Here is an 18,037-nt window from a genome sequence, read left to right on the forward strand (position 1 = left end):
CCCGCGCGTCAGAGCACGAAGGCGGCGCGCAAGGCGATCTGCGTGCCCTGCGAGCGGTTCCTGCCGTTGAACTCCTTGTAGGCGTGCAGCCAGATGTTGGGCAAGCCCGAGCCGGGGCGGAAGAAGCTCACGGCCGGGCCCAGCGCCGCCACGCCGGCGCGGTTGCCCACGCCGACCCCATGCACATGGTCGCCGCCGATCTGGCGGTAGACGTAGCCGCCCAGCCCCACGGTGAAGTCGCCCACGTGCTGGCCGACGGCGAACTCCTGCTGCCACTCGGCGCCGGAACGGTAGCCGTTGTCGCGGTTGCGGGTGCTGAAGTTCACCTGCATGCTCGACGACACCTCGAAGCCGCCACGGCCGATGTGGGTGAACGCGTAGGTCGGCGAGACGGTCCAGTGGTTGGTGCCCGGGTTGACCAGGCGCGCGGCGTCGTAGGCGCCGGTGGGCGCCTGCACCATCACTGCCGCGTACTGGAACAGCCCCGGCGCGGTCCATTGCAGCGCCGCCGGGATCAGCTGGATATCGCCCTGCGCGCGCCGGCTGCCCGCCTGCCGCAGCGGGCCGGCCGGGGTGGGAATGGTCAGGTCGAGCTTCATGTCCAGCACGGGCAGCACGGCGCCGTAGCCGTAGTTGACGCCCCAGAAGGTGGTCCGGGTCATCTTGATCAGCGCCACGCCGACGCTGGTGACGGTCAGGTCGGCGCCGATGGGCGCGTGCCGTCCCTGGCCGTCGCGCAACTGGTTGGCGTGGTAGGAGGTGGCGCGGACGCCGATGGCCGGCAGGTCCGATGGCGGTGGCAGGATGCCGGCGCCGAAGTCGTTGACGCCGAACGGCGTGATCGGGGCGCCGCCTTCGACGGCGTGTGCGGCACCGGACGGCAGCAGGGTGATGGCCAGCGCGGCGAGCAGTGCGGTGACCCGCGCGGAGGTGAATGCAAAGGCGTGACGGGACGACGCCGGATGGCGGGCGGTGGAGAAGCGCATGATGAGTCCTTCAAATAAGGTGGTCGCGGCGCCCGTTGGCGCCGGCGGTGATCGGTTGGCGCATCAGCGCGGGCGCGTGTAGACCTGGCGGCCCTGGAAATAGGTGTGCTCGACCCTGGTCTCGTGGATGCGCTCGGCGGGGACGGCGTACAGGTTCTGGTTGAGCACGATGAAGTCGGCCGACTTGCCCGGCGCGATCGAGCCGGTGGTGGCGCCCAGGCCCATCGCGGTGGCGCTGTTGATGGTGTAGATGCGCAGGGCCGTGTCGAGGTCGACGGCTTGCTCCGGCCACAGCGCGCCCGGTATGCGCCGCAGCGGATCGCGGCGCGTGACCAGTCCCTCGATGCCGAGCCATGGATCGGGCGTGGACTGGCCGGCCGGCCAGTCGGAGCCGCCGGCCACCAGCGCGCCGGCCTTGACCAGGCTGCGCACCGGGAAGATGCGGGCGGCCCGCTCGGCGCCGATGGCGGCGGCGATGGCCATGCCCGGGCCGGTCGGATACCACAGCATCGGCGAGATGTCGGCCGTCACGTTCAGGCGCTTGAAGCGGCCGATGTCGCTGTCGGCAATGAAGGAGGCGTGGGCGATCTGGTGGCGTTGCCCCGGCATGCCGTTGCGCTTGCGCACGTCCTCGATGGCGTCGAGCGCCAGCCGCAGCGAGCCGTCGCCGGTGGCGTGCAGCTTGACGGCGATGCCCTCGCGGTCCAGCGCCGCCAGCCGTTCCGCCAGTTGCGCGCGGGTGAAGTTGCTCTTGCCGTGGAAATGGGCGCCGTGTTCCTGGTCGGGCAGGTAGGGGGTGAGGAACTCGGCGGTGCGCGCCGGCGGCACGCCGTCGAGGAACAGCTTGGCAAAGGTCGGATGCAGGTGGGCGCCGGCGTAGTCCCGGCGCCCGGCCAGCAACGCCCGCGTGGCGGCCTCGTCCGTCCCGGCGGCCGGCATCGCCGGCAGCGAGCTGACCATGTGCAACGGCAGTTTGCCGTCGCGGTCGGCCTGGCGCCAGACGCGCAGCATGGCCTCGTTGGCGTAGGCGTCCTGCACCCCGGTGATGCCGAAGGAAGCCAGCGTGAGGCCGGCGGCGGCGGCCGCCTGCGACTGGCGCGCGTCGGTGCGCGGCGGGATCGCCTGTTCGAGCGTGGCGAAGGCGGCGAACTCCTTCAGCAGTCCGGTCGGCGCGCCGGTGGCCGGGTCCTTGTCGATCACGCCGTTGCCCGGCGAGACGCTGGCGGCGGTGATGCCGGCCAGGCGCAGCGCGGCGCTGTTGGCCCAGCGGTTGTGGAAGGAGTCGTCGCGCAGCACCACCGGATGGCCGGCGCCGGCGCGGTCGAGCGCGGCCAGCGCGGCCGGCGTCGACAGCTGCCCCAGCAAGGTGCTGCTCCAGGCGCCGCCGACGATCCAGTCCCCGGGCGCGGCGCGGCTGGCGCAGTCGGCCACGCGGGCGACGATCTGAGGCAGGTCGCTATCCGGCCCGACGTTGCAGGCGAACAGATCCTCGTAGGCGCCGTCGAGCGGATGCATGTGGACGTCGTTAATGCCCGGCATGGCCATCGCGCCGGCCAGGTCCACCACGCGGGTGGCGGGGCCGACCAGGCGGTCGATGGCGGCGTTGGCGCCGACGGCCACGTAGCGGCCGTCGCGCACGGCGAACGCCTGGACTTGCTCGCCCGGCCGCGCCATGGTGTGGATCAGGCCGTTGCGCACGACGAGGTCGGCCGGTGCTTGACGCTTCTGCCGGGGCGCCGCGTCCGCGGTCGCCGCCGTTGTCAATGCCAGGGCGGCGCACAGCGTCGCCACCCGGTAGCGGATGGTATGTGTCTCCAATTGCATGGTTTCTCCCGTTATAAGTCTTGTTGTGTACGACAAGACCAGTGTAGGGAGCGCGCCGGCGGCGCGTCATGTACCAATTGGGAGGTCGCGCACAATAAAGACGTGGCGCGCGACAGTGGGGAGGGAGCGCGGGGCCGGCCGGCCCGGCCGGCTTCCGGGTAGAATCCAGGCTTCGGCGAACCCGGCTGCCGAGCCACCAATACTTCGAGGATGGAACTGATGATTTACGAATTACGCGTCTACCACTGCGCCGCCGGCCGCCTGCCGGCCTTGCACAAACGATTTTCGCACGTGACCTTGCCGCTGTGGCAGAAGCACGGTATCGAGCAAGCCGGCTTCTTCACCACCGTGGTCGGGCCCAGCAACCAGACCTTGACCTATCTGCTGAAGTGGGAAAGCCTGGCCGAGCGCGAGACCAAATGGAACGCCTTCGCCACTGATCCGGAATGGCTGACCGCGCGCGCCGCATCGGAGGCCGACGGCGTCATCGTCGAGCGCATCGACAACTCCTTCCTGGAACCGACCGCCTATTCGTCGGTGCGGTGAGGATCAATTGATGTGTTCCTCCCGGCGCCTGCCGTTGGCTGGCTAGAAATGCAGCGCCAGGCTGGCGCTGGCGGTGCGCGGCGCGCCGGCGTTGACGTAGGTGCTGGCATACGCCCAGTAGCGCTTGTTAAAGGCGTTGTCGACATTAAAGCGCAAGGTCGCCGGCGTGCCCGCGATGCTGGTCTGGTAGCGCGCGCCCAGGCCGAAGATGGTATAGGCGGGCGCGGCCTCGCCGGTGTTCTCGGCGACCACCTCGCGTTCGCCCGTATGCGTCAAGTTGCCGGAGAAGGTCCAGCCGGTCAAGGCGCCGGGCGCGTATTCGACCGTGGCGGCCAGCCGTTGCCTGGGCGTGTCCGCCGGCCGCTTGCCCTCGGTCGCCGGGAGGTTGGTCCTGGCCAGCTTGGCGTCGAGCAGCATGGCGCTGGCGAACAGCGTCCACGCACGTGACAGCTTGCCGGTCAGCGACAGTTCCAGTCCCTGGTGCCGGCGCAACCCATCCTGCACATAGGTGCGGGTACCATCGCCGTTGGTTTGCGTGAACTCGGCGGCCTTCTCGATGCGGAACAGGGCCGCTTCGGCCGAGAGACCCCCGGCCAGGTCGGCCTTGACGCCGGCCTCCCATTGCTTGCTGACCAGCGGCGCCAGCTGCGCGCCAACGTTGGTGGTGCCGACCGGCGCCTCGCCGCCGCCCTCCAAACCTTCGATATAGCTGACGTGGCCGGCGACGTTGGCCGCCGGTTTGAACACGATGGCCGCGCTCGGGGTGAACACGGATTTTTCGTAGCGGCGGGTGAGGGCGCCTGTGTTGGTGTTGTAGCGCATCTGCTGGCGGTCGGCGTAGCGGCCGCCGAGGTGCAGGGTCCAGGCGTCGCCCAGGCCAATCGCGTCGTTGAGGAACGCGCCGCGTTCCTTGGTATGTTCGGCCAGCGCCGAGGCGGGCACGGTCACATTCGGGTTGGCGATGGCCACCGGGCGGTAGATGTTGTTGGTGCCGATGTTGCCCCAGAAGCCGCCGCCATAGCGGGACTTGAACTCGTGCGCCTGCAGGCCGAAGGCCAATTGGTGGGTGAGTGGACCGGTCGGGAAGACGCCGTTCACGATGACCCTGGCGTTGACCGGTTCGCGCGTCTGGTCCGGGCTGTAATAGAGGGCGACGGTGCCGGTGCCGTCCGGCTGGATGTTGGCGACCGACCAGATCTGGTTCTGGTCGCGCCGCAGCTTCATCCAGCTGGCGTCCAGTGCCAGCGACCATTGCTCGTTGAAGGCGTGTTCGAGCTTGCCGCTGAGCAGGTTGAATTTGGTCGGGTAGCGCGTCCAGCTTTGTCCCAGGAAGGTGCGCGGATCGAAGCCGGTCGGCAGCTTGCCGTTGCTGCGCTCCAGGAACGGTTGGGCGTTCTGGTCGCGTCGTTCGTGTTCGAAGTCGAGTTGCAGCAGCGTGTCCGGAGCGATGCGCGCGTCGGCGGCCAGCGACAGGAAGCTGCGGTTGCCGTCGATATCGCGCACGTAGGAGCGTTCGTCCTCGAAGGCGGCGTTGACCCGCAGGCCGAAGCGGCCGTCGTCGCTGCGGCGGCTGGCGTCGGCATGCACCCTGTAGTTGCCGTACTGGGTGGCCGACAGATGGACGTCGGTGACGGCCGCGCCGTCGGGACGCTTGGTGACGTAGTTGATGATGCCGCCCGGTGCGGAGAAGCCCGCCTGCAGCGCGGACGGACCCTTGAGGATCTCGACCCGTTCCTTGTTCTCCAGGGCGGTGGCCTGCTGGTTGACCATGGTCTGGCCGTTGTAGCGGAAATTGCTGGCGTTATCGAGCGTGAAGCCGCGGATGGTCGGCGAACTGAACCAGCCCGGGCTGGCGGCCGACGATCCCACGCTCGCGTCCAGCCGGTCGATGCCGGCAATGGTGTCGATCTTTTGGTTCAGCAGCAGTTCGGCCGGCAGCACCTTGACCGACGACGGCGTGTCGAGCAGATCCCGGTCGCTGAAGCCGGCGATGCCGGACCGGCGTACGCGGTAGCCGTCGGCCGCCGAGCCGTCGGCGCCACGCAGGCCGGTCACCGTCACGGTCGGCAGCGGGAGGCCGGCGTTGTCGGCTTCGGCTTCCATGGCGCCGGCCTGGGCGGCGCCGCCGCTTAGCAGGCCGAACAGGGCCGCCCGCAGCGCGCGGCTGAGGGGTTTGAGCGCGATGGTGGAGGCGGTGTTGGTATCGGAATGGCCAAGTGGATGCATGAGGAGATCGATTGCGGGTGGAAAAATCGTGGTGGTGACAGGCTACGCGGCATGTCAAGGGGCGGTCGTGCGCGCCGGCGGGTGGAGCGAATTAGGCCGTATGTAACCCCAGACGAATTACTGTCGCGTTTGTTTAGTCGATGCTATTGGCTTGCCTGCGGTCGCGATATCTATAGATTGCAAAATGCATTCGATACTCTAGAATGAATGCATCGAGTGTTTAATATGGTGATGTTATGGCGATGTTGACTGTGCGTAATCTGCCGGACGATATACATCGCGCCTTGCGCCTACGCGCCGCTCAGCACGGACGAAGCACGGAGGCCGAGGTCCGCGAGATCCTCTCTGCTGCGGTGAAACCCGTGGACCGCGTGCGCCTTGGCGATGCCATGGCCGCCCTGGTTCAAGGCACAGGATTGACGAATGAGGATATCGAGGCTTTGCAGCGGACGATGGATAAGACACCGGCCGATCCGCCGAGGCTTGAGTGATTCTTCTCGATACCAATGTTGTTTCGGAGATGATGAGGTCCGCAGCCAGCCCGGTCGTACGGGCCTGGTTGAATCATCAAGCTATAGAAACCATGTATTTGTCCAGCGTGACGCTGGCCGAGCTATTGTTTGGGGTAGGCGCGCTTCCTGCCGGTAAGCGTCAAGACAACTTGGCGCGGGTGCTTGATGGCCTGACCGACTTGTTCAAGGATCGGATACTTCCGGATCGCCCCCCGTATAAAAAAGGGAAGCCACGTGGGCTTCCCTTTTTGCTGTGGAGGTGCGGCGCCAAGCGCCGCGCCGTTCACCAACTGATCGTTAGATGCTATCCAGTGCCGCGTTGAAGCTGGCGCTAGGACGCATGATCGCTTCGGTCTTGGCCGGGTCCGGATAGTAGTAGCCGCCGATTTCAGCCGGCTTGCCCTGCACATCCTTCAACTCGCCCACGATCTTGCCTTCGTTCTCGGCCAGCGCCTTGGCCAGCGGCGCGAAGTGCGCTTGCAGCTCGGCGTCGTCGGTCTGCGCGGCCAGCGCCTGGGCCCAGTACAGCGACAGGTAGAAGTGGCTGCCACGGTTGTCGAGCTCGCCCGTGCGCGACGATGGCGATTTGCTGTTGTCGAGCAGCTTGCCGGTCGCCACGTCCAAGGTCTGCGCCAGGATCTTGGCCTTGGCGTTGCCTTCCTTGATGCCCAGCTCTTCGAGCGAAACGGCCAGCGCCAGGAACTCGCCCAGCGAATCCCAACGCAGGTGGTTTTCCTCGACCAACTGCTTGACGTGCTTCGGCGCCGAACCGCCGGCGCCGGTTTCGTACATGCCGCCACCGGCCATCAGCGGCACGATCGACAGCATCTTGGCGCTGGTGCCCAGTTCCAGGATCGGGAACAGGTCGGTCAGGTAGTCGCGCAGGATGTTGCCGGTCACCGAGATGGTGTCGAGGCCGCGCGAGACGCGTTCCAGGGTGTAGCGCATCGCGCGGGTCTGCGACATGATGTGGATGTCCAGGCCGCTGGTGTCGTGGTCCTTGAGGTAGAGCTGCACCTTCTTGATCACTTCGGCTTCGTGCGGACGGTAGGTGTCCAGCCAGAACACGGCCGGCATGCCGGACTGGCGCGCGCGGGTGACGGCCAGCTTGACCCAGTCGCGGATCGGCGCGTCCTTGACCTGGCACATGCGCCAGATGTCGCCCGCTTCGACGGTCTGGGTCAGCAGCACTTCGCCCGTGTCGAGGTCGGTGATGTTGGCGATGCCGCCTTCGGCCACTTCAAACGTCTTGTCGTGCGAGCCGTATTCCTCGGCCTGCTGGGCCATCAGGCCGACGTTGGGCACGGTGCCCATGGTGGTCGGGTCGAAGTTGCCGTGCCATTTGCAGAAGTTGATCATCTCCTGGTAGATGCGGGCGAAGGTCGATTCCGGCATGACCGCCTTGACGTCGGCGGTGCGGCCGTCGGCGCCCCACATCTTGCCGCCGATGCGGATCATGGCCGGCATCGAGGCGTCAACGATGACGTCGTTTGGCGAATGGAAGTTGGTAATGCCCTTGGCCGAATCGACCATGGCCAGCTTGGGACGGTGCTCCAGGCAGGCGTGCAGGTCCTTCATGATCTCTTCCTTCTGCGACGAAGGGAGCTTGTCGATCTTGTCGTACAGGTTGACCATGCCGTTGTTGACGTTCACGCCCAGTTCCTCGAACAGCTTGGCGTGCTTTTCGAACGCGTCCTTGTAGAAGATGCGCACGCAGTGGCCGAACACGATCGGGTGGGACACCTTCATCATGGTGGCCTTGACGTGCAGCGAGAACATCACGCCGGTCTTGTAGGCGTCGTCGATTTCCTTCTCGTAGAACGCCAGCAGCGCCTTCTTGCTCATGAACATGGAGTCGATGATCTCGCCGGCCTGCAGCGCGACCTTCGGTTTGAGCACGATGGCCTTGCCCGAGGCGGTGATCAGTTCCATCTTGACGTTGCGGGCCTTGTCGAGGGTCATCGACTTTTCACCGTGGTAGAAGTCGCCGCCGTGCATGTGCGACACGTGGGTGCGCGAGGCCTGGCTCCATTCGCCCATCGAGTGCGGGTGCTTGCGGGCGTATTCCTTGACGGCCTTCGGGGCGCGGCGGTCGGAGTTGCCTTCGCGCAGGACCGGGTTCACGGCCGAGCCGGTGCACTTGCTGTAGCGCGCCTTGAGGGCTTTTTCCTCGTCGGTTTTCGGATCTTCCGGGAAGTCGGGCAGGGCATAGCCCTTTTCCTGCAGTTCGCGGATGGCGGCCTGCAACTGGGCCACCGAGGCCGAAATGTTCGGCAGTTTGATGATGTTCGCTTCCGGCTTGAGCGTCAGGGCGCCCAGTTCGGCCAGGGTGTTCGGGACTTTTTGTGCGTCGGTCAGGAATTCCGGGAATTCGGCCAGCACGCGGGAGGCGACGGAAATATCTTTGGCGACAACGTCGACGCCGGCCGGCGCGGTGAACTTCTTGACAATCGGTAGCAGGGAATACGTCGCCAGCAACGGCGCCTCGTCAGTCAGTGTGTAGATGATTTTCGACTTTTCTGTTGACATTGTCATTCCCTTGTATACGGTGGTGTAGTTAATGTTCCCGTTCCGGGGTGGCAGGATAGTCTGCAACAACCCGGGGCGGATGGTGCGTGGCGCGGTCGCCATTTTCACTCAAGCGCTTATTTTAGGACAATACTGGCGGAGATGGGCGGAAACCCCTGCAAAGGACGGGGTCGCCAGGGGATTTTTTGCCTTTTCAGGGGCTGGCGGGGTGGCGGCGGCCCGGATGTGCTATTGTGCGGCACGGTCATCGTTCACCGTCCCCGCAGCCCGCCTAGTTGACGACTGGATAACGATTGTTTCCATGCGTCTCAACGACCCGAACCAAAACCACCTGCTGTCCGCCTTGCTGGAGTCCGACTTCGCGCGCCTGTCGCCGCACCTGGAACCGATCATGATGCGGCTGGGCGATGTGCTGTACGAGTCCGGCGGCCAGCTGCAACATGTCTATTTCCCAACATCGGCGATTGTTTCCTTGCACTATGTGCTGGAGAACGGCGGCTCGTCGGAAATCGCCGGCGTCGGCAACGAAGGCATCCTCGGCATCTCATTGTTTATGGGCGGAAATACCACGCCCAGCCGCGCGATTGTGCAGACGGCCGGCCACGGCTACCGGCTCAAGTCGCACATCCTGATGGAAGAGTTCAACCGCGCCGGCCCCGTCATGCGGCTGCTGCTGCGCTACACGCAGGCGCTGCTGACGCAGATGTCGCAAACGGCCGTCTGCAACCGCCACCACACGGTCGAGCAGCAACTATGCCGCTGGCTGCTGCTCACGCTCGACCGCTTGCCGGGCAACGAGCTGACGATGACGCAGGAATTGATCGCCAACATGCTGGGCGTGCGCCGCGAGGGTGTCACCGTTGCCGCCGGCAAGTTGCAGGAGAACGGCTACATCAGCTACCGCCGCGGCCATATCACCGTGCTCGACCGGGTGGGCCTGGAGGCCGAGGTGTGCGAGTGCTACGACGTCGTCAAAAAGGAATTCGCGCGGCTGATGTCAGACGTGCGGCAACGCCAGGGATCCCAATGAGCCAGAACAAGACCGACGCGCCGCTGCTCAAGGCCGACGCCTTGCAGCAGGCCATCTTTAAAAGCGCCAATTTTTCCTGCATCGCCACCGACGCCCAGGGCGTCATCCAGCTGTTCAACGTCGGCGCCGAGCGCATGCTCGGCTATAGCGCGGCCGAGGTGGTCAACCTGATCACGCCGGCCGGCATCTCCGACGCGCGCGAGGTGATCGAGCGGGCCGAGGCGCTGAGCCTGGAGCTGGGCACCACCATCCGCCCGGGCTTCGAGGCGCTGGCCTTCAAGGCCTCGCGCGGCATCGAGGACATGTACGAGCTGACTTATGTGCGCAAGGACGGCAGCCGTTTTCCCGCCATCGTCTCGGTCAGCCCGCTGCGCGACGGCGACGACAAGATCATCGGTTATTTGCTGATCGGCACCGACAACACGGCCCGCAAGCAGGTCGAGGACGCGCAGGCCGTGCTCGACGCCCGCCTGCGCGAGCAGCAACTGGCGCTGCAGGAGACCAACGTCGAACTGGAGGCCGCGCGCGCCATCGCGGACAAGGCCAATCGGGCCAAGTCGGAGTTCCTGTCGAGCATGAGCCACGAGCTGCGCACGCCGCTCAACGCCGTGCTCGGCTTCGCGCAACTGCTGGCGTCGGACAAGCCGCCGCCGACGCCGTCGCAGTTGCGCTCGATCGACCAGATACTCAAGGGCGGCTGGTATCTGCTGCAACTGATCAACGAGATCCTCGACCTGGCCATGATCGAATCGGGCAAGGTGACGATGTCGCAGGAATCGATGGGGCTGTCCGACGTACTCAAGGATTGCGAGGCGATGGTCGGGCCGCAGGCGCAAAAGCGCGGCATCCAGCTCATGTTCAGTCCGATGGCCAGGCCGTTCTTCGTCCACGCCGACCGCACCCGCGTCAAGCAGGTGATGATCAACCTGCTCTCGAACGCCATCAAGTACAACCGCGTCGGCGGCAGCGTCACGGTCACCTGTGCCGAGGGCAGCGAGGGCATGGTGCGCGTGAGCGTGGTCGACACCGGCGCCGGTCTGAGCCAGGAGCAACTGGCCCGCCTGTACGAGCCGTTCAACCGCCTCGGCCAGGAGGAGGGCGGCGAGGAGGGCACCGGCATCGGACTGGTCGTCACCAAGCAACTGGTGGAACTGATGCATGGCGTGATCGGCGTCGACAGCGCGGTCGGCGTCGGCACCACGTTCTGGGTCGAGCTGGCCGCCAGCGACGAGCCGGTGCTGGAGATGGCTGCCTTCGACACCAGCACCTACATCGACCAGCACGTCGTCGCCGCGCCGCGCACCCTGCTGTATGTCGAGGACAATCCGGCCAACCTGAACCTGGTCGAGCAATTGATCACGCGCCGCCCCGACCTGAAGTTGTTGACGGCGATCGACGGCTATGCGGGCATCCAGCTGGCGCGCACCTACCAGCCGGACGTGATCCTGATGGACATCAACCTGCCGGGCGTCAGCGGTTTCGGTTGCCTGAAGATACTGCAGGAGGATGCGACCACGGCCCACATCCCGGTGATGGCGCTGTCGGCCAACGCCATGCCGCGCGACATAGAAAAGGGCGAGGAGGCGGGTTTCTTCCGCTACCTGACCAAACCGATTAACGTGCCCCAGTTCATGGACGCATTGGACCTGGCGCTGGCGTTTGCCGCCGCCCATAAGGAAGTGCACCGTGATTGACCCCACCCAAATGTTAAACGCCAGTATCCTGATCGTCGACGACCAGGAGGCCAATGTCATGCTGCTCGAGCGCATGCTGGACAACGCCGGCTACACCCGGGTCACCAGTACCATGGACCCGTTCGCCGTCGGCGCGCTGCACCTGGCCAACCATTACGACCTGATCCTGCTCGACCTGCAAATGCCGGGCATGGACGGCTTCGAGGTGCTGGAAGCGCTCAAGTTGATCGAGCCCGACGGCTATGTGCCGGTGCTGGTGGTGACCGCCCAGCCCGGCCACAAGCTGCGCGCGCTGCAGGCCGGCGCCAAGGACTTCGTCGCCAAGCCGTTCGAGCTGGTCGAAGTCGAGACGCGCATCCGCAACATGCTCGAAGTGCGCCTGCTGCACCGCCAGCTCAACCGCTACAACCAGCAGCTGGAGCACCAGGTGATGGAACGCACGGCCGAGTTGCGCGCCAGCGAGGCACGCTTCCAGCGCTTCGCCGAGCTGTCGAGCGACTGGTACTGGGAGCAGGACGCCGACGGCAAGCTCAACCACTGGTCGGGACCGGTGATGGACATGGTCGGCATCGGCGCCGGCGCGGCCGACGGCTGGGACGTGGCCGAGCGCGCGACCCTGGAAGCGAACATCGCCGAGCGCAAGCCGTTCCTCGACTTCGTCTACCGGCGCACCGCCCCCAACGGCAGGGTGCAGTATCTGCAGGTCAGCGGCGAGCCGATGTTCGACGAGGCCAGCCGCTTTGTCGGCTACCGTGGCGTGGGCCGGGATGTGACGGCGATGGCGGCGATGTTCGGCGCGACGGCTGACCGCTGACCTGGAAATTCCTTGGAAACACGTAGGGCGGATTAGGCGGGACGCCGTAATCGGCCATGCGTGCGCCGCTGGCGGCTCATGGCCGATTACGCTACGCTAATCCGCCCTACGTGAATTAGAGGAATGCCGATGCTGCTGCCAAGTGAATCATCGCTGACCGACGCGCTGCCGTTTCCACTGCTGATACAGGCATTGCGCGACGCCTTCGCCGCCGGCGCCGACGTCCCGCTACGCCACACCCACCACATCGGCACCGGCGACACCGCCGGCATCTCGCTGCTGATGCCCGCCTGGGACGCCGACGGCTTCTACGGCGTCAAGATCGTCAACATCTACAGCAACAACCACCAGCGCAACAAGCCCGGCCTGCACGCCACCTACATCCTGCACGACGCCACGACCGGCGAGCCGCTGGCCATCTTCGACGGCAATGTCATCACCTCGCGCCGCACCGCCGCCGCCTCGGCGCTCGGCGTCGACTACCTGGCCAGGCACGATGCACGCTCGCTGCTGGTGTGCGGCGCCGGGCGGGTGGGGAGCCTGCTGGCGCCGGCCATCGCCACCGTACGGCAACTGGACGACATCATGGTCTGGGACATCAACGCCGCCGCCGCCGCGCGGACGGTGCAAGCGTTGCTGGCGCGGGGCTTGCCGGCCCGCGTAGCGCCTGCGCTGGAACCGGCCGCGCGCGCCGCCGACATCATCACTTGCGCCACGCTCGCCAGCGAACCGTTTCTGCGGGCCGAATGGCTGGCGGCGGGCAGCCACGTCGATCTGGTCGGCGGCTTCACGCCGCAGATGTGCGAGGCCGAGCCGGCGTGCTTCGCCGGCGCCTGCGTCTGGGTGGACACGGCCGAAGCCACGCAAAAGTCCGGCGACATCCTCAACGCCATCGCTGCAGGCTGCTTAAGGAGCGAAGACATACGCGGCGACCTCGCATCGCTGGCGCGCGGCCAAAACGCCGGCCGAACATCGCCCGAGCAACGTACGGTCTTCAAAGCCGTTGGCACGGCGCTGGAAGACCTCGCCGCCGCGAAGCTGGCCTTCCGACACCTTCGTGACGCAACGTAACGCCTACGCACTCAATGCTGATAAATGCCGGCGCTGTTGCCGCTGCCCGTCTGGGTGATGCTGGCGACAAAGCCCTCGCCGATCTGCGTTATCCAGGCCGTGTTCGTCATCCCGAGGGCGACGCCGGTCTGCATCGTGGAGGCCATGTTGAGGCCGCCCAACTGGGTAATGATCGAGCCGTTCGAACCGGCGGTCTGGCTGACGGTGGCGGTGTTCGCGTTGCCCGTTTGCGTCGTCGCCGCGCCGCCGGACTCGCGGATGTCGGTGACCGCTATATTTCCGGTACCGCTTTGGGTGATGTAGGCGTCGGTCGCGAAGCCCGTCGCCGTCATGCTGCCGCGCGCCTCGTTGTCGGCGCCGTTTTGGCTGATCATCATGCTGGAGTAGTGAGCATCGTCGAGGGTGACGAAAGCGCGGTTGTCGGTGCCGACTTGCTGGATCGGCAATCCCGCATGGCCTGAGAAGGTCCGGCTGACGCTGATGACATTGTCCGATCCTTGCTGCTGCGGGCGGAAGCTGAACGCCAACACGCCGTTGGCCTGGTCCTCGATCACGTTGCGCTCGCCATGCTGTTCGACCCGGATGGTCGATTCATATGCGCCGTTCTGCAACAGCGTGGCGCTGTTGCCCGTGCCGGACTGGTTGATGTACGACCAGCCGAAAAAGCCGCCTTCGCGATGCTGCAACGTGAGCCGGTTGGCGTCGCCCAGTTGGCTGATCTCGACGATCATGTGTGGCGTTTGGCTGAGCATGACGCCGCCGGTGCGGCCGGCGGGATCGCCGATCACGTTGTTATTGCCCGTCTGAACGATGGCGAGGGTGGTTTGTTCGCCGGTCTGGCGCTGCTCGACGTAGGCTTGATTGCCGCTGCCCGTTTGCGCGACGGTGGCCGTGGTGGGCTCCTGGGCGAACGAGGCGGAGACGGTCAGCGCCAGGGACAGCGCCAGGCCGACGGCGACGGCGGATTGTGGATGGTTCATGATAGCTCCTTGCGTTGCTGAAAACATTGGGGAAGGGAGATTCAGCGCTGGTGGATGGCGGCATGGTTGCCGCTGCCGCTCTGCGTGATGCTGGCCGAGAAGCCGTCGCCGGTTTGCGTGATCGATGCGGTGTTTCGCGTGTCGAACGCCGGTGAGACGGGGCCGGTCTGCGTGATCGACGCGGTGTTGGCATTTCCCGTCTGGGCGATCGTCGACAGGTTGGAATTGAGACTCTGGAGCACGCTGGCCCGGTTGCCGTTGCCCGTCTGCGTCGTGGTGGAACCGTTGTCGGTCCCGCTGGCCACCAGCGCCGCCTGGTTGCCGGTCCCGCTCTGCTCGATCAAGCTATTCCCGGTGAACAGGGTGTTGGTTTGGCTGGCGGTGGCGTGGTTGTCCATCCCCAGTTGGCGGATGTCAACGAACGAATAGTCGGCCCAGTCCTGCGTGACCGCCGCCCGGTTGCCGCTCCCTTCCTGCATCACGTCCGGCCCGCCGAAGCCGGACCAACTGCGCGTCAGTCTGGCCACGTTGTCGGAGCCGGTCTGCGATGCGGTGAAGCCGAAGGCATGGATTTCGGTGCCGGCCGCGTCGATCAGGTTGCGGTCGCCGTTCTGCTCGATGCGCATCACCGATCGGTAAGCGCTGTCTTGCTGGATCGCGGCGAAGTTGCCGTTGCCGGTCTGAGTGACAAAGGCCACATCGAAATCGCCGGAGGCCTGCCCGAACGCCGCCTGGTTGCCGTTGCCCTGTTGGCTGATGGTGACCTGTATGCGGTCGGTGTCGCGTTGCAGGATGCCGCCGGTCCGGCTGCCCGGGTCGCCGACGCGGTTGTAGTTGCCATTCTGCATAACGGTCACCAGCGATTCGCTGGTGACACGATGCTGTTCGATGTAGGACTGGTTGCCGATGCCGTTTTGCGTGAGGGCGGCGCTGGCCTGATCCTGTGCGAAGGCGTGGGAAGCGGCCAGCAACAAAACGGCGGCGACGGTGAACATGGCGGACTTCATGGCGGCTCCTTGCAGTCGATGAGGGGAAGGGTCGGCATGGCCGGCTCAATGTTGATAAATGCCGGCCGCGTTGCCGCTGCCCGTCTGGGTGATGCTGGCGACAAAGCCTTCACCGATCTGCGTGATCCAGGCGGTGTTGGGCAGCCCGGCCGGCGGCGCCAGAAGGCCGGTTTGCGTGATGGAGGCCGTGTTGAGGTTGCCAAGCTGGAGGATGGTCGAATCGTTCGAGTACTGGCTCTGATTGACCGTCGCGATGTTCTGGTGGCCGGTTTGCGTGGTAATCGAAACGATCTGGGTGCCGTCGAGGTTGGCGGTGGCCTGGTTGCCGTTGCCGGTCTGCTCGATGAGCAATCTGGTCGACAGGGTGTCGATGTGGTTGAGGGTGGCCTGGTTGTCCGTGCCCTGCTGGATGATGCTGGCCTGGGAGAAGAACGCGTTATCCTGGGTGACCGTCGCCTGGTTGCGGTCGCCTTGCTGGACTACGATCGGTCCCGAAAAGCCGGACAGGCTGGTGGTCACGATGGCGAGATTGTCGGCCCCTATTTGTACGGCGGTGGCGCCGGTCGCGAGACTGTCGCCGTTGCGGCTGTCGATCAGGTTGCGCTCGCCCTGTTGCACGATGGTTTCGACCGATTGATAGACGTTGCTCTGGACAACGGTGGCGACATTGCCCACGCCGGACTGGTCGAACATGGCGAGATTGCGGTCGCCGACGCTTTGCAACATCGTCGCCTCGTTGTTGTCTCCCGACTGGGTGACCGTGATCGCTGAGCCGTTCGTATCGCGCTGCAGGATGCCGCCGGCCCGTGCGACCGGATCGCCCACGGTGTTGTAGTTGCCGGCTTGCGTGACGGAGACGTTGGCGCTGGTGGCGCGATGCTGTTCGACATAGGATTGGTTGCCGACACCGCTTTGGGTGAGCGTGGCGGTGTTCGGGAACTGCGCGGACGCGCTGGACGCGGCCAGCAGCAAGCCGGCGGCGACGGTGGAAAGTGCGTATTTCATGATGGCTCCTTTCTAGTGGTGAACGGTGGCGGAGGCAGGCGGGATCGTCAGTGCTGAATGAGGATCGCGCGCTTGCCGTTGCCGGTCTGGGTGATGCGGGCGCTGGCATCGTTGCCGTGCTGTTGTATGTGTGCGCTGTTGGCGTTGCCGTGCTGATCGACGAGGGCGCTGTTGCCGGTGCCGCCTTGGACGACGGTGGCCTCGTTGCCTTTGCCGTTCTGTTGGAGCTCGATGCTGTTGGCGGATCCCTCCTGTACCACGGTCGCCGCGTTTTCCCTGCCGCGCTGCGCTGCCGACAGCCGGTGTTCTCTTCCGCGCTGCGTGGCCGCGATCGTGTTCATGGCGCCGTGTTGCCCGACCGTGGCCAACGATCCGCCGTTCAGCAAGCCACCGGACGGCAACTCCGAACCGGCCAGGTCGCCGGCCGTGGCCAACCGGGCGGCGAGGAGGGCGGCCACCAAAGCCAGCCGCGCGCTCATGGCATCCCCCCGGCCGCGTGGTAGCGGGTATCGCGATCCGTGGCATAGCGCTGCACCACCGGATCGGACCAGCGCGCGGGGTCCTGCAGCGCCCAGTGGCCTTCGCGCACGCCCTGGACGATCAGATGGGCCACGCCCGCCTCGATCGCCTCGTTCACGCATAGCTGGGTTGGTTCATTGCGCGTCATGCCGGCCTCCAGCTCCAGCAAATCCTTGACGTTGACGAACTTGAACACGCTCGGATGGATTTCATAGGCGTAGACGGTCTTGGTGGTCGACACGCTTTGCAGGATCTGGCCGCTGCGGATATCGATGGTGCGCAGGCTCACGGTGACCTGATCGACCCGGTACTGCGTGCTGACGCCGATGCCGAGGAAGCGTGCGCCGGCGCCGCCGGTGCGCACATTGCTTTCGAACGCGGTGATGCCGCCCTCGATCAGCACGGACGCCGCCAGCAGCGGTGGAATTTGCACCGCCGGCGTGCCGGCCGGTTGCGGCATTTCCAGCGCGCGCACGATCTTGCGTTCGGTCAGCAGGTTCTGCAGGTTTTCGCGCTCGACCGGAATGAACCAGCCCGATTCCTTGAGCGCCTTGATCAGCATCGACGACGCCCCTTGCGTGACGGCCGTGGAGAACGAGCTGTCCGGCGCCGGTTTGTATTGCCCGGTCTGGTCCCTGATGCCATACACGGCCACCGCCACCTTGCCTTTGGGCGGCGGCAGTTTGCGCAGGTCGCCGGTGGCGGCGGTCGACGGCGTCAGTTGGGCGTCCTCGCGCGCGACCGACGGCGGATGGGTGATGGCGCAGCCGGACGACAGCAGCAAGGCCGCGACCGCCGCCGCGAGCGGCGCCGCGCGCCGCGTCATGGTGTTCATTGCGCCACCTCGAACGAGGTCGAGGCGCCGGTCGCCTTGTCGGTGGTGGTGATGCGCAGCATGCCGCCGCCCAGGTCGACCACGTTGATGGTGAAGTTCTGGGTGGAGAAGGTGCCGGGCACGAGCTTGCCGTCGGCGCCGGTCAGCTTGGAGGTGGCGGCCGCCGCCAGTTGACTGAGCACCGTGCGCTCGAGCGTCTGGTTGAACTGGGCCAGCGGCGACTGGTCCAGCATCGAGCGCCCCAGCCCGTCCTTGCCGACGTGCTTGTTGGTGGCGGTGGCGGTGGCCAGCAGATGCTGGCCGTTGGTCGGGTAGCCGCCGAACGCCGGGTTCACCGGCTGGTAAATGATGTCGGTGGCGCCGGCGCCGCCGGCCAGTAGCAGGGGGAGGACGGCCGCAAGGCAGGCGGCGGTCCGGGCAGGGCGGGTCGATCGGATCATGGGCATGGCGGGCTCCTGG

The 18,037-nt window shown here is 66.0% G+C and carries 16 protein-coding genes and 1 pseudogene; 7 read left to right on the forward strand and 10 right to left on the reverse strand.

Features of this window, described 5'->3' with window-relative positions:
• Positions 1–8 precede the first annotated feature (8 nt).
• Together NHH88_12645 and NHH88_12650 are read right to left on the reverse strand one after the other, a co-directional pair.
• Entirely contained in the window at positions 9–986 is a 978-nt protein-coding gene (locus tag NHH88_12645) for a transporter (protein ID USX16572.1), read from the reverse strand.
• A gap of 63 nt (positions 987–1,049) precedes the next feature.
• Positions 1,050–2,810, reverse strand: coding sequence for an amidohydrolase (locus NHH88_12650; GenBank protein ID USX16573.1), 1,761 nt, complete (start codon positions 2,808–2,810; stop codon positions 1,050–1,052).
• Positions 2,811–3,029: 219 nt separating this feature from the next.
• Here NHH88_12650 and NHH88_12655 point away from each other — a divergent pair, with 219 nt between their 5' ends.
• Entirely contained in the window at positions 3,030–3,356 is a 327-nt protein-coding gene (locus tag NHH88_12655) for an NIPSNAP family protein (protein USX16574.1), read from the forward strand.
• Positions 3,357–3,398: 42 nt separating this feature from the next.
• Here NHH88_12655 and NHH88_12660 read toward each other — a convergent pair whose 3' ends face one another.
• Positions 3,399–5,582, reverse strand: coding sequence for a TonB-dependent siderophore receptor (locus NHH88_12660; protein ID USX16575.1), 2,184 nt, complete (start codon positions 5,580–5,582; stop codon positions 3,399–3,401).
• Positions 5,583–5,818: 236 nt separating this feature from the next.
• On the opposite strand from NHH88_12660, the gene NHH88_12665 reads away from it, so the two are divergent.
• Together NHH88_12665 and NHH88_12670 are read left to right on the forward strand one after the other, a co-directional pair.
• Complete coding sequence (locus tag NHH88_12665) at positions 5,819–6,073, forward strand: plasmid stabilization protein (protein USX16576.1); 255 nt, start codon at positions 5,819–5,821, stop codon at positions 6,071–6,073.
• A pseudogene (locus NHH88_12670) lies at positions 6,070–6,294 on the forward strand (PIN domain-containing protein). Before NHH88_12665 ends, NHH88_12670 begins: the two are co-directional and overlap by 4 nt.
• A 97-nt stretch (positions 6,295–6,391) precedes the next feature.
• On the opposite strand, the gene NHH88_12675 reads toward NHH88_12670, so the two are convergent.
• Positions 6,392–8,623 carry an NADP-dependent isocitrate dehydrogenase gene (locus NHH88_12675; protein USX16577.1) on the reverse strand — a complete coding sequence of 744 codons (2,232 nt, stop codon included), beginning with the start codon at positions 8,621–8,623 and terminating at the stop codon, positions 6,392–6,394.
• 301 nt (positions 8,624–8,924) lie between these two features.
• Here NHH88_12675 and NHH88_12680 point away from each other — a divergent pair, with 301 nt between their 5' ends.
• The 4 genes from NHH88_12680 to NHH88_12695 all read left to right on the forward strand — a co-directional run bounded on the left by NHH88_12680 (position 8,925) and on the right by NHH88_12695 (position 13,232).
• A complete protein-coding gene (locus NHH88_12680) occupies positions 8,925–9,653 on the forward strand; it encodes a Crp/Fnr family transcriptional regulator (protein ID USX16578.1) in 729 nt (242 codons plus the stop codon).
• Positions 9,650–11,347 carry an ATP-binding protein gene (locus NHH88_12685; protein USX16579.1) on the forward strand — a complete coding sequence of 566 codons (1,698 nt, stop codon included), beginning with the start codon at positions 9,650–9,652 and terminating at the stop codon, positions 11,345–11,347. The genes NHH88_12680 and NHH88_12685 overlap by 4 nt, the downstream gene beginning before the upstream one ends.
• Positions 11,340–12,161 (forward strand): response regulator, encoded by an 822-nt coding sequence (locus tag NHH88_12690; GenBank protein ID USX16580.1) that lies wholly within the window; start codon positions 11,340–11,342, stop codon positions 12,159–12,161. Before NHH88_12685 ends, NHH88_12690 begins: the two co-directional genes overlap by 8 nt.
• Before the next feature lie 129 nt (positions 12,162–12,290).
• Complete coding sequence (locus NHH88_12695; GenBank protein ID USX16581.1) at positions 12,291–13,232, forward strand: ornithine cyclodeaminase family protein; 942 nt, start codon at positions 12,291–12,293, stop codon at positions 13,230–13,232.
• 11 nt (positions 13,233–13,243) lie between these two features.
• On the opposite strand, the gene NHH88_12700 is transcribed toward NHH88_12695, so the two are convergent.
• From NHH88_12700 to NHH88_12725, 6 genes are read right to left on the reverse strand one after another with little or no spacing between them, the layout of a single operon-like run.
• Positions 13,244–14,212 carry a hypothetical protein gene (locus NHH88_12700; GenBank protein USX16582.1) on the reverse strand — a complete coding sequence of 323 codons (969 nt, stop codon included), beginning with the start codon at positions 14,210–14,212 and terminating at the stop codon, positions 13,244–13,246.
• 41 nt (positions 14,213–14,253) lie between these two features.
• Positions 14,254–15,219: a hypothetical protein gene (locus NHH88_12705; GenBank protein USX16583.1), complete on the reverse strand. Its 966-nt coding sequence runs from the start codon at positions 15,217–15,219 to the stop codon at positions 14,254–14,256.
• Between the two features lie 45 nt (positions 15,220–15,264).
• Complete coding sequence (locus NHH88_12710; protein ID USX16584.1) at positions 15,265–16,224, reverse strand: hypothetical protein; 960 nt, start codon at positions 16,222–16,224, stop codon at positions 15,265–15,267.
• Positions 16,225–16,271: 47 nt separating this feature from the next.
• Complete coding sequence (locus tag NHH88_12715; protein ID USX16585.1) at positions 16,272–16,703, reverse strand: hypothetical protein; 432 nt, start codon at positions 16,701–16,703, stop codon at positions 16,272–16,274.
• Complete coding sequence (locus NHH88_12720) at positions 16,700–17,578, reverse strand: curli production assembly/transport protein CsgG (protein ID USX16586.1); 879 nt, start codon at positions 17,576–17,578, stop codon at positions 16,700–16,702. Before NHH88_12720 ends, NHH88_12715 begins: the two co-directional genes overlap by 4 nt.
• Positions 17,575–18,024: a curli assembly protein CsgF gene (locus tag NHH88_12725; protein USX16587.1), complete on the reverse strand. Its 450-nt coding sequence runs from the start codon at positions 18,022–18,024 to the stop codon at positions 17,575–17,577. Before NHH88_12725 ends, NHH88_12720 begins: the two co-directional genes overlap by 4 nt.
• Positions 18,025–18,037: the final 13 nt, after the last annotated feature.

The sequence above is a fragment of the Oxalobacteraceae bacterium OTU3CAMAD1 genome, from assembly GCA_024123915.1.
GTDB lineage: Bacteria > Pseudomonadota > Gammaproteobacteria > Burkholderiales > Burkholderiaceae_D > Rugamonas.

Excerpts from the sequence above, each read along its gene's own strand:
- NHH88_12675 (USX16577.1), bottom strand. The coding sequence starts at position 8,623 with ATGTCAACAGAAAAGTCGAAAATCATCTACACACTGACTGACGAGGCG.
- NHH88_12665 (USX16576.1), top strand. The coding sequence starts at position 5,819 with ATGGCGATGTTGACTGTGCGTAATCTGCCGGACGATATACATCGCGCC.
- NHH88_12705 (USX16583.1), bottom strand. The coding sequence starts at position 15,219 with ATGAAGTCCGCCATGTTCACCGTCGCCGCCGTTTTGTTGCTGGCCGCT.
- NHH88_12685 (USX16579.1), top strand. The coding sequence starts at position 9,650 with ATGAGCCAGAACAAGACCGACGCGCCGCTGCTCAAGGCCGACGCCTTG.
- NHH88_12710 (USX16584.1), bottom strand. The coding sequence starts at position 16,224 with ATGAAATACGCACTTTCCACCGTCGCCGCCGGCTTGCTGCTGGCCGCG.
- NHH88_12725 (USX16587.1), bottom strand. The coding sequence starts at position 18,024 with ATGCCCATGATCCGATCGACCCGCCCTGCCCGGACCGCCGCCTGCCTT.
- NHH88_12700 (USX16582.1), bottom strand. The coding sequence starts at position 14,212 with ATGAACCATCCACAATCCGCCGTCGCCGTCGGCCTGGCGCTGTCCCTG.
- NHH88_12720 (USX16586.1), bottom strand. The coding sequence starts at position 17,578 with ATGAACACCATGACGCGGCGCGCGGCGCCGCTCGCGGCGGCGGTCGCG.
- NHH88_12715 (USX16585.1), bottom strand. The coding sequence starts at position 16,703 with ATGAGCGCGCGGCTGGCTTTGGTGGCCGCCCTCCTCGCCGCCCGGTTG.
- NHH88_12645 (USX16572.1), bottom strand. The coding sequence starts at position 986 with ATGCGCTTCTCCACCGCCCGCCATCCGGCGTCGTCCCGTCACGCCTTT.
- NHH88_12655 (USX16574.1), top strand. The coding sequence starts at position 3,030 with ATGATTTACGAATTACGCGTCTACCACTGCGCCGCCGGCCGCCTGCCG.
- NHH88_12680 (USX16578.1), top strand. The coding sequence starts at position 8,925 with ATGCGTCTCAACGACCCGAACCAAAACCACCTGCTGTCCGCCTTGCTG.
- NHH88_12650 (USX16573.1), bottom strand. The coding sequence starts at position 2,810 with ATGCAATTGGAGACACATACCATCCGCTACCGGGTGGCGACGCTGTGC.
- NHH88_12695 (USX16581.1), top strand. The coding sequence starts at position 12,291 with ATGCTGCTGCCAAGTGAATCATCGCTGACCGACGCGCTGCCGTTTCCA.
- NHH88_12660 (USX16575.1), bottom strand. The coding sequence starts at position 5,582 with ATGCATCCACTTGGCCATTCCGATACCAACACCGCCTCCACCATCGCG.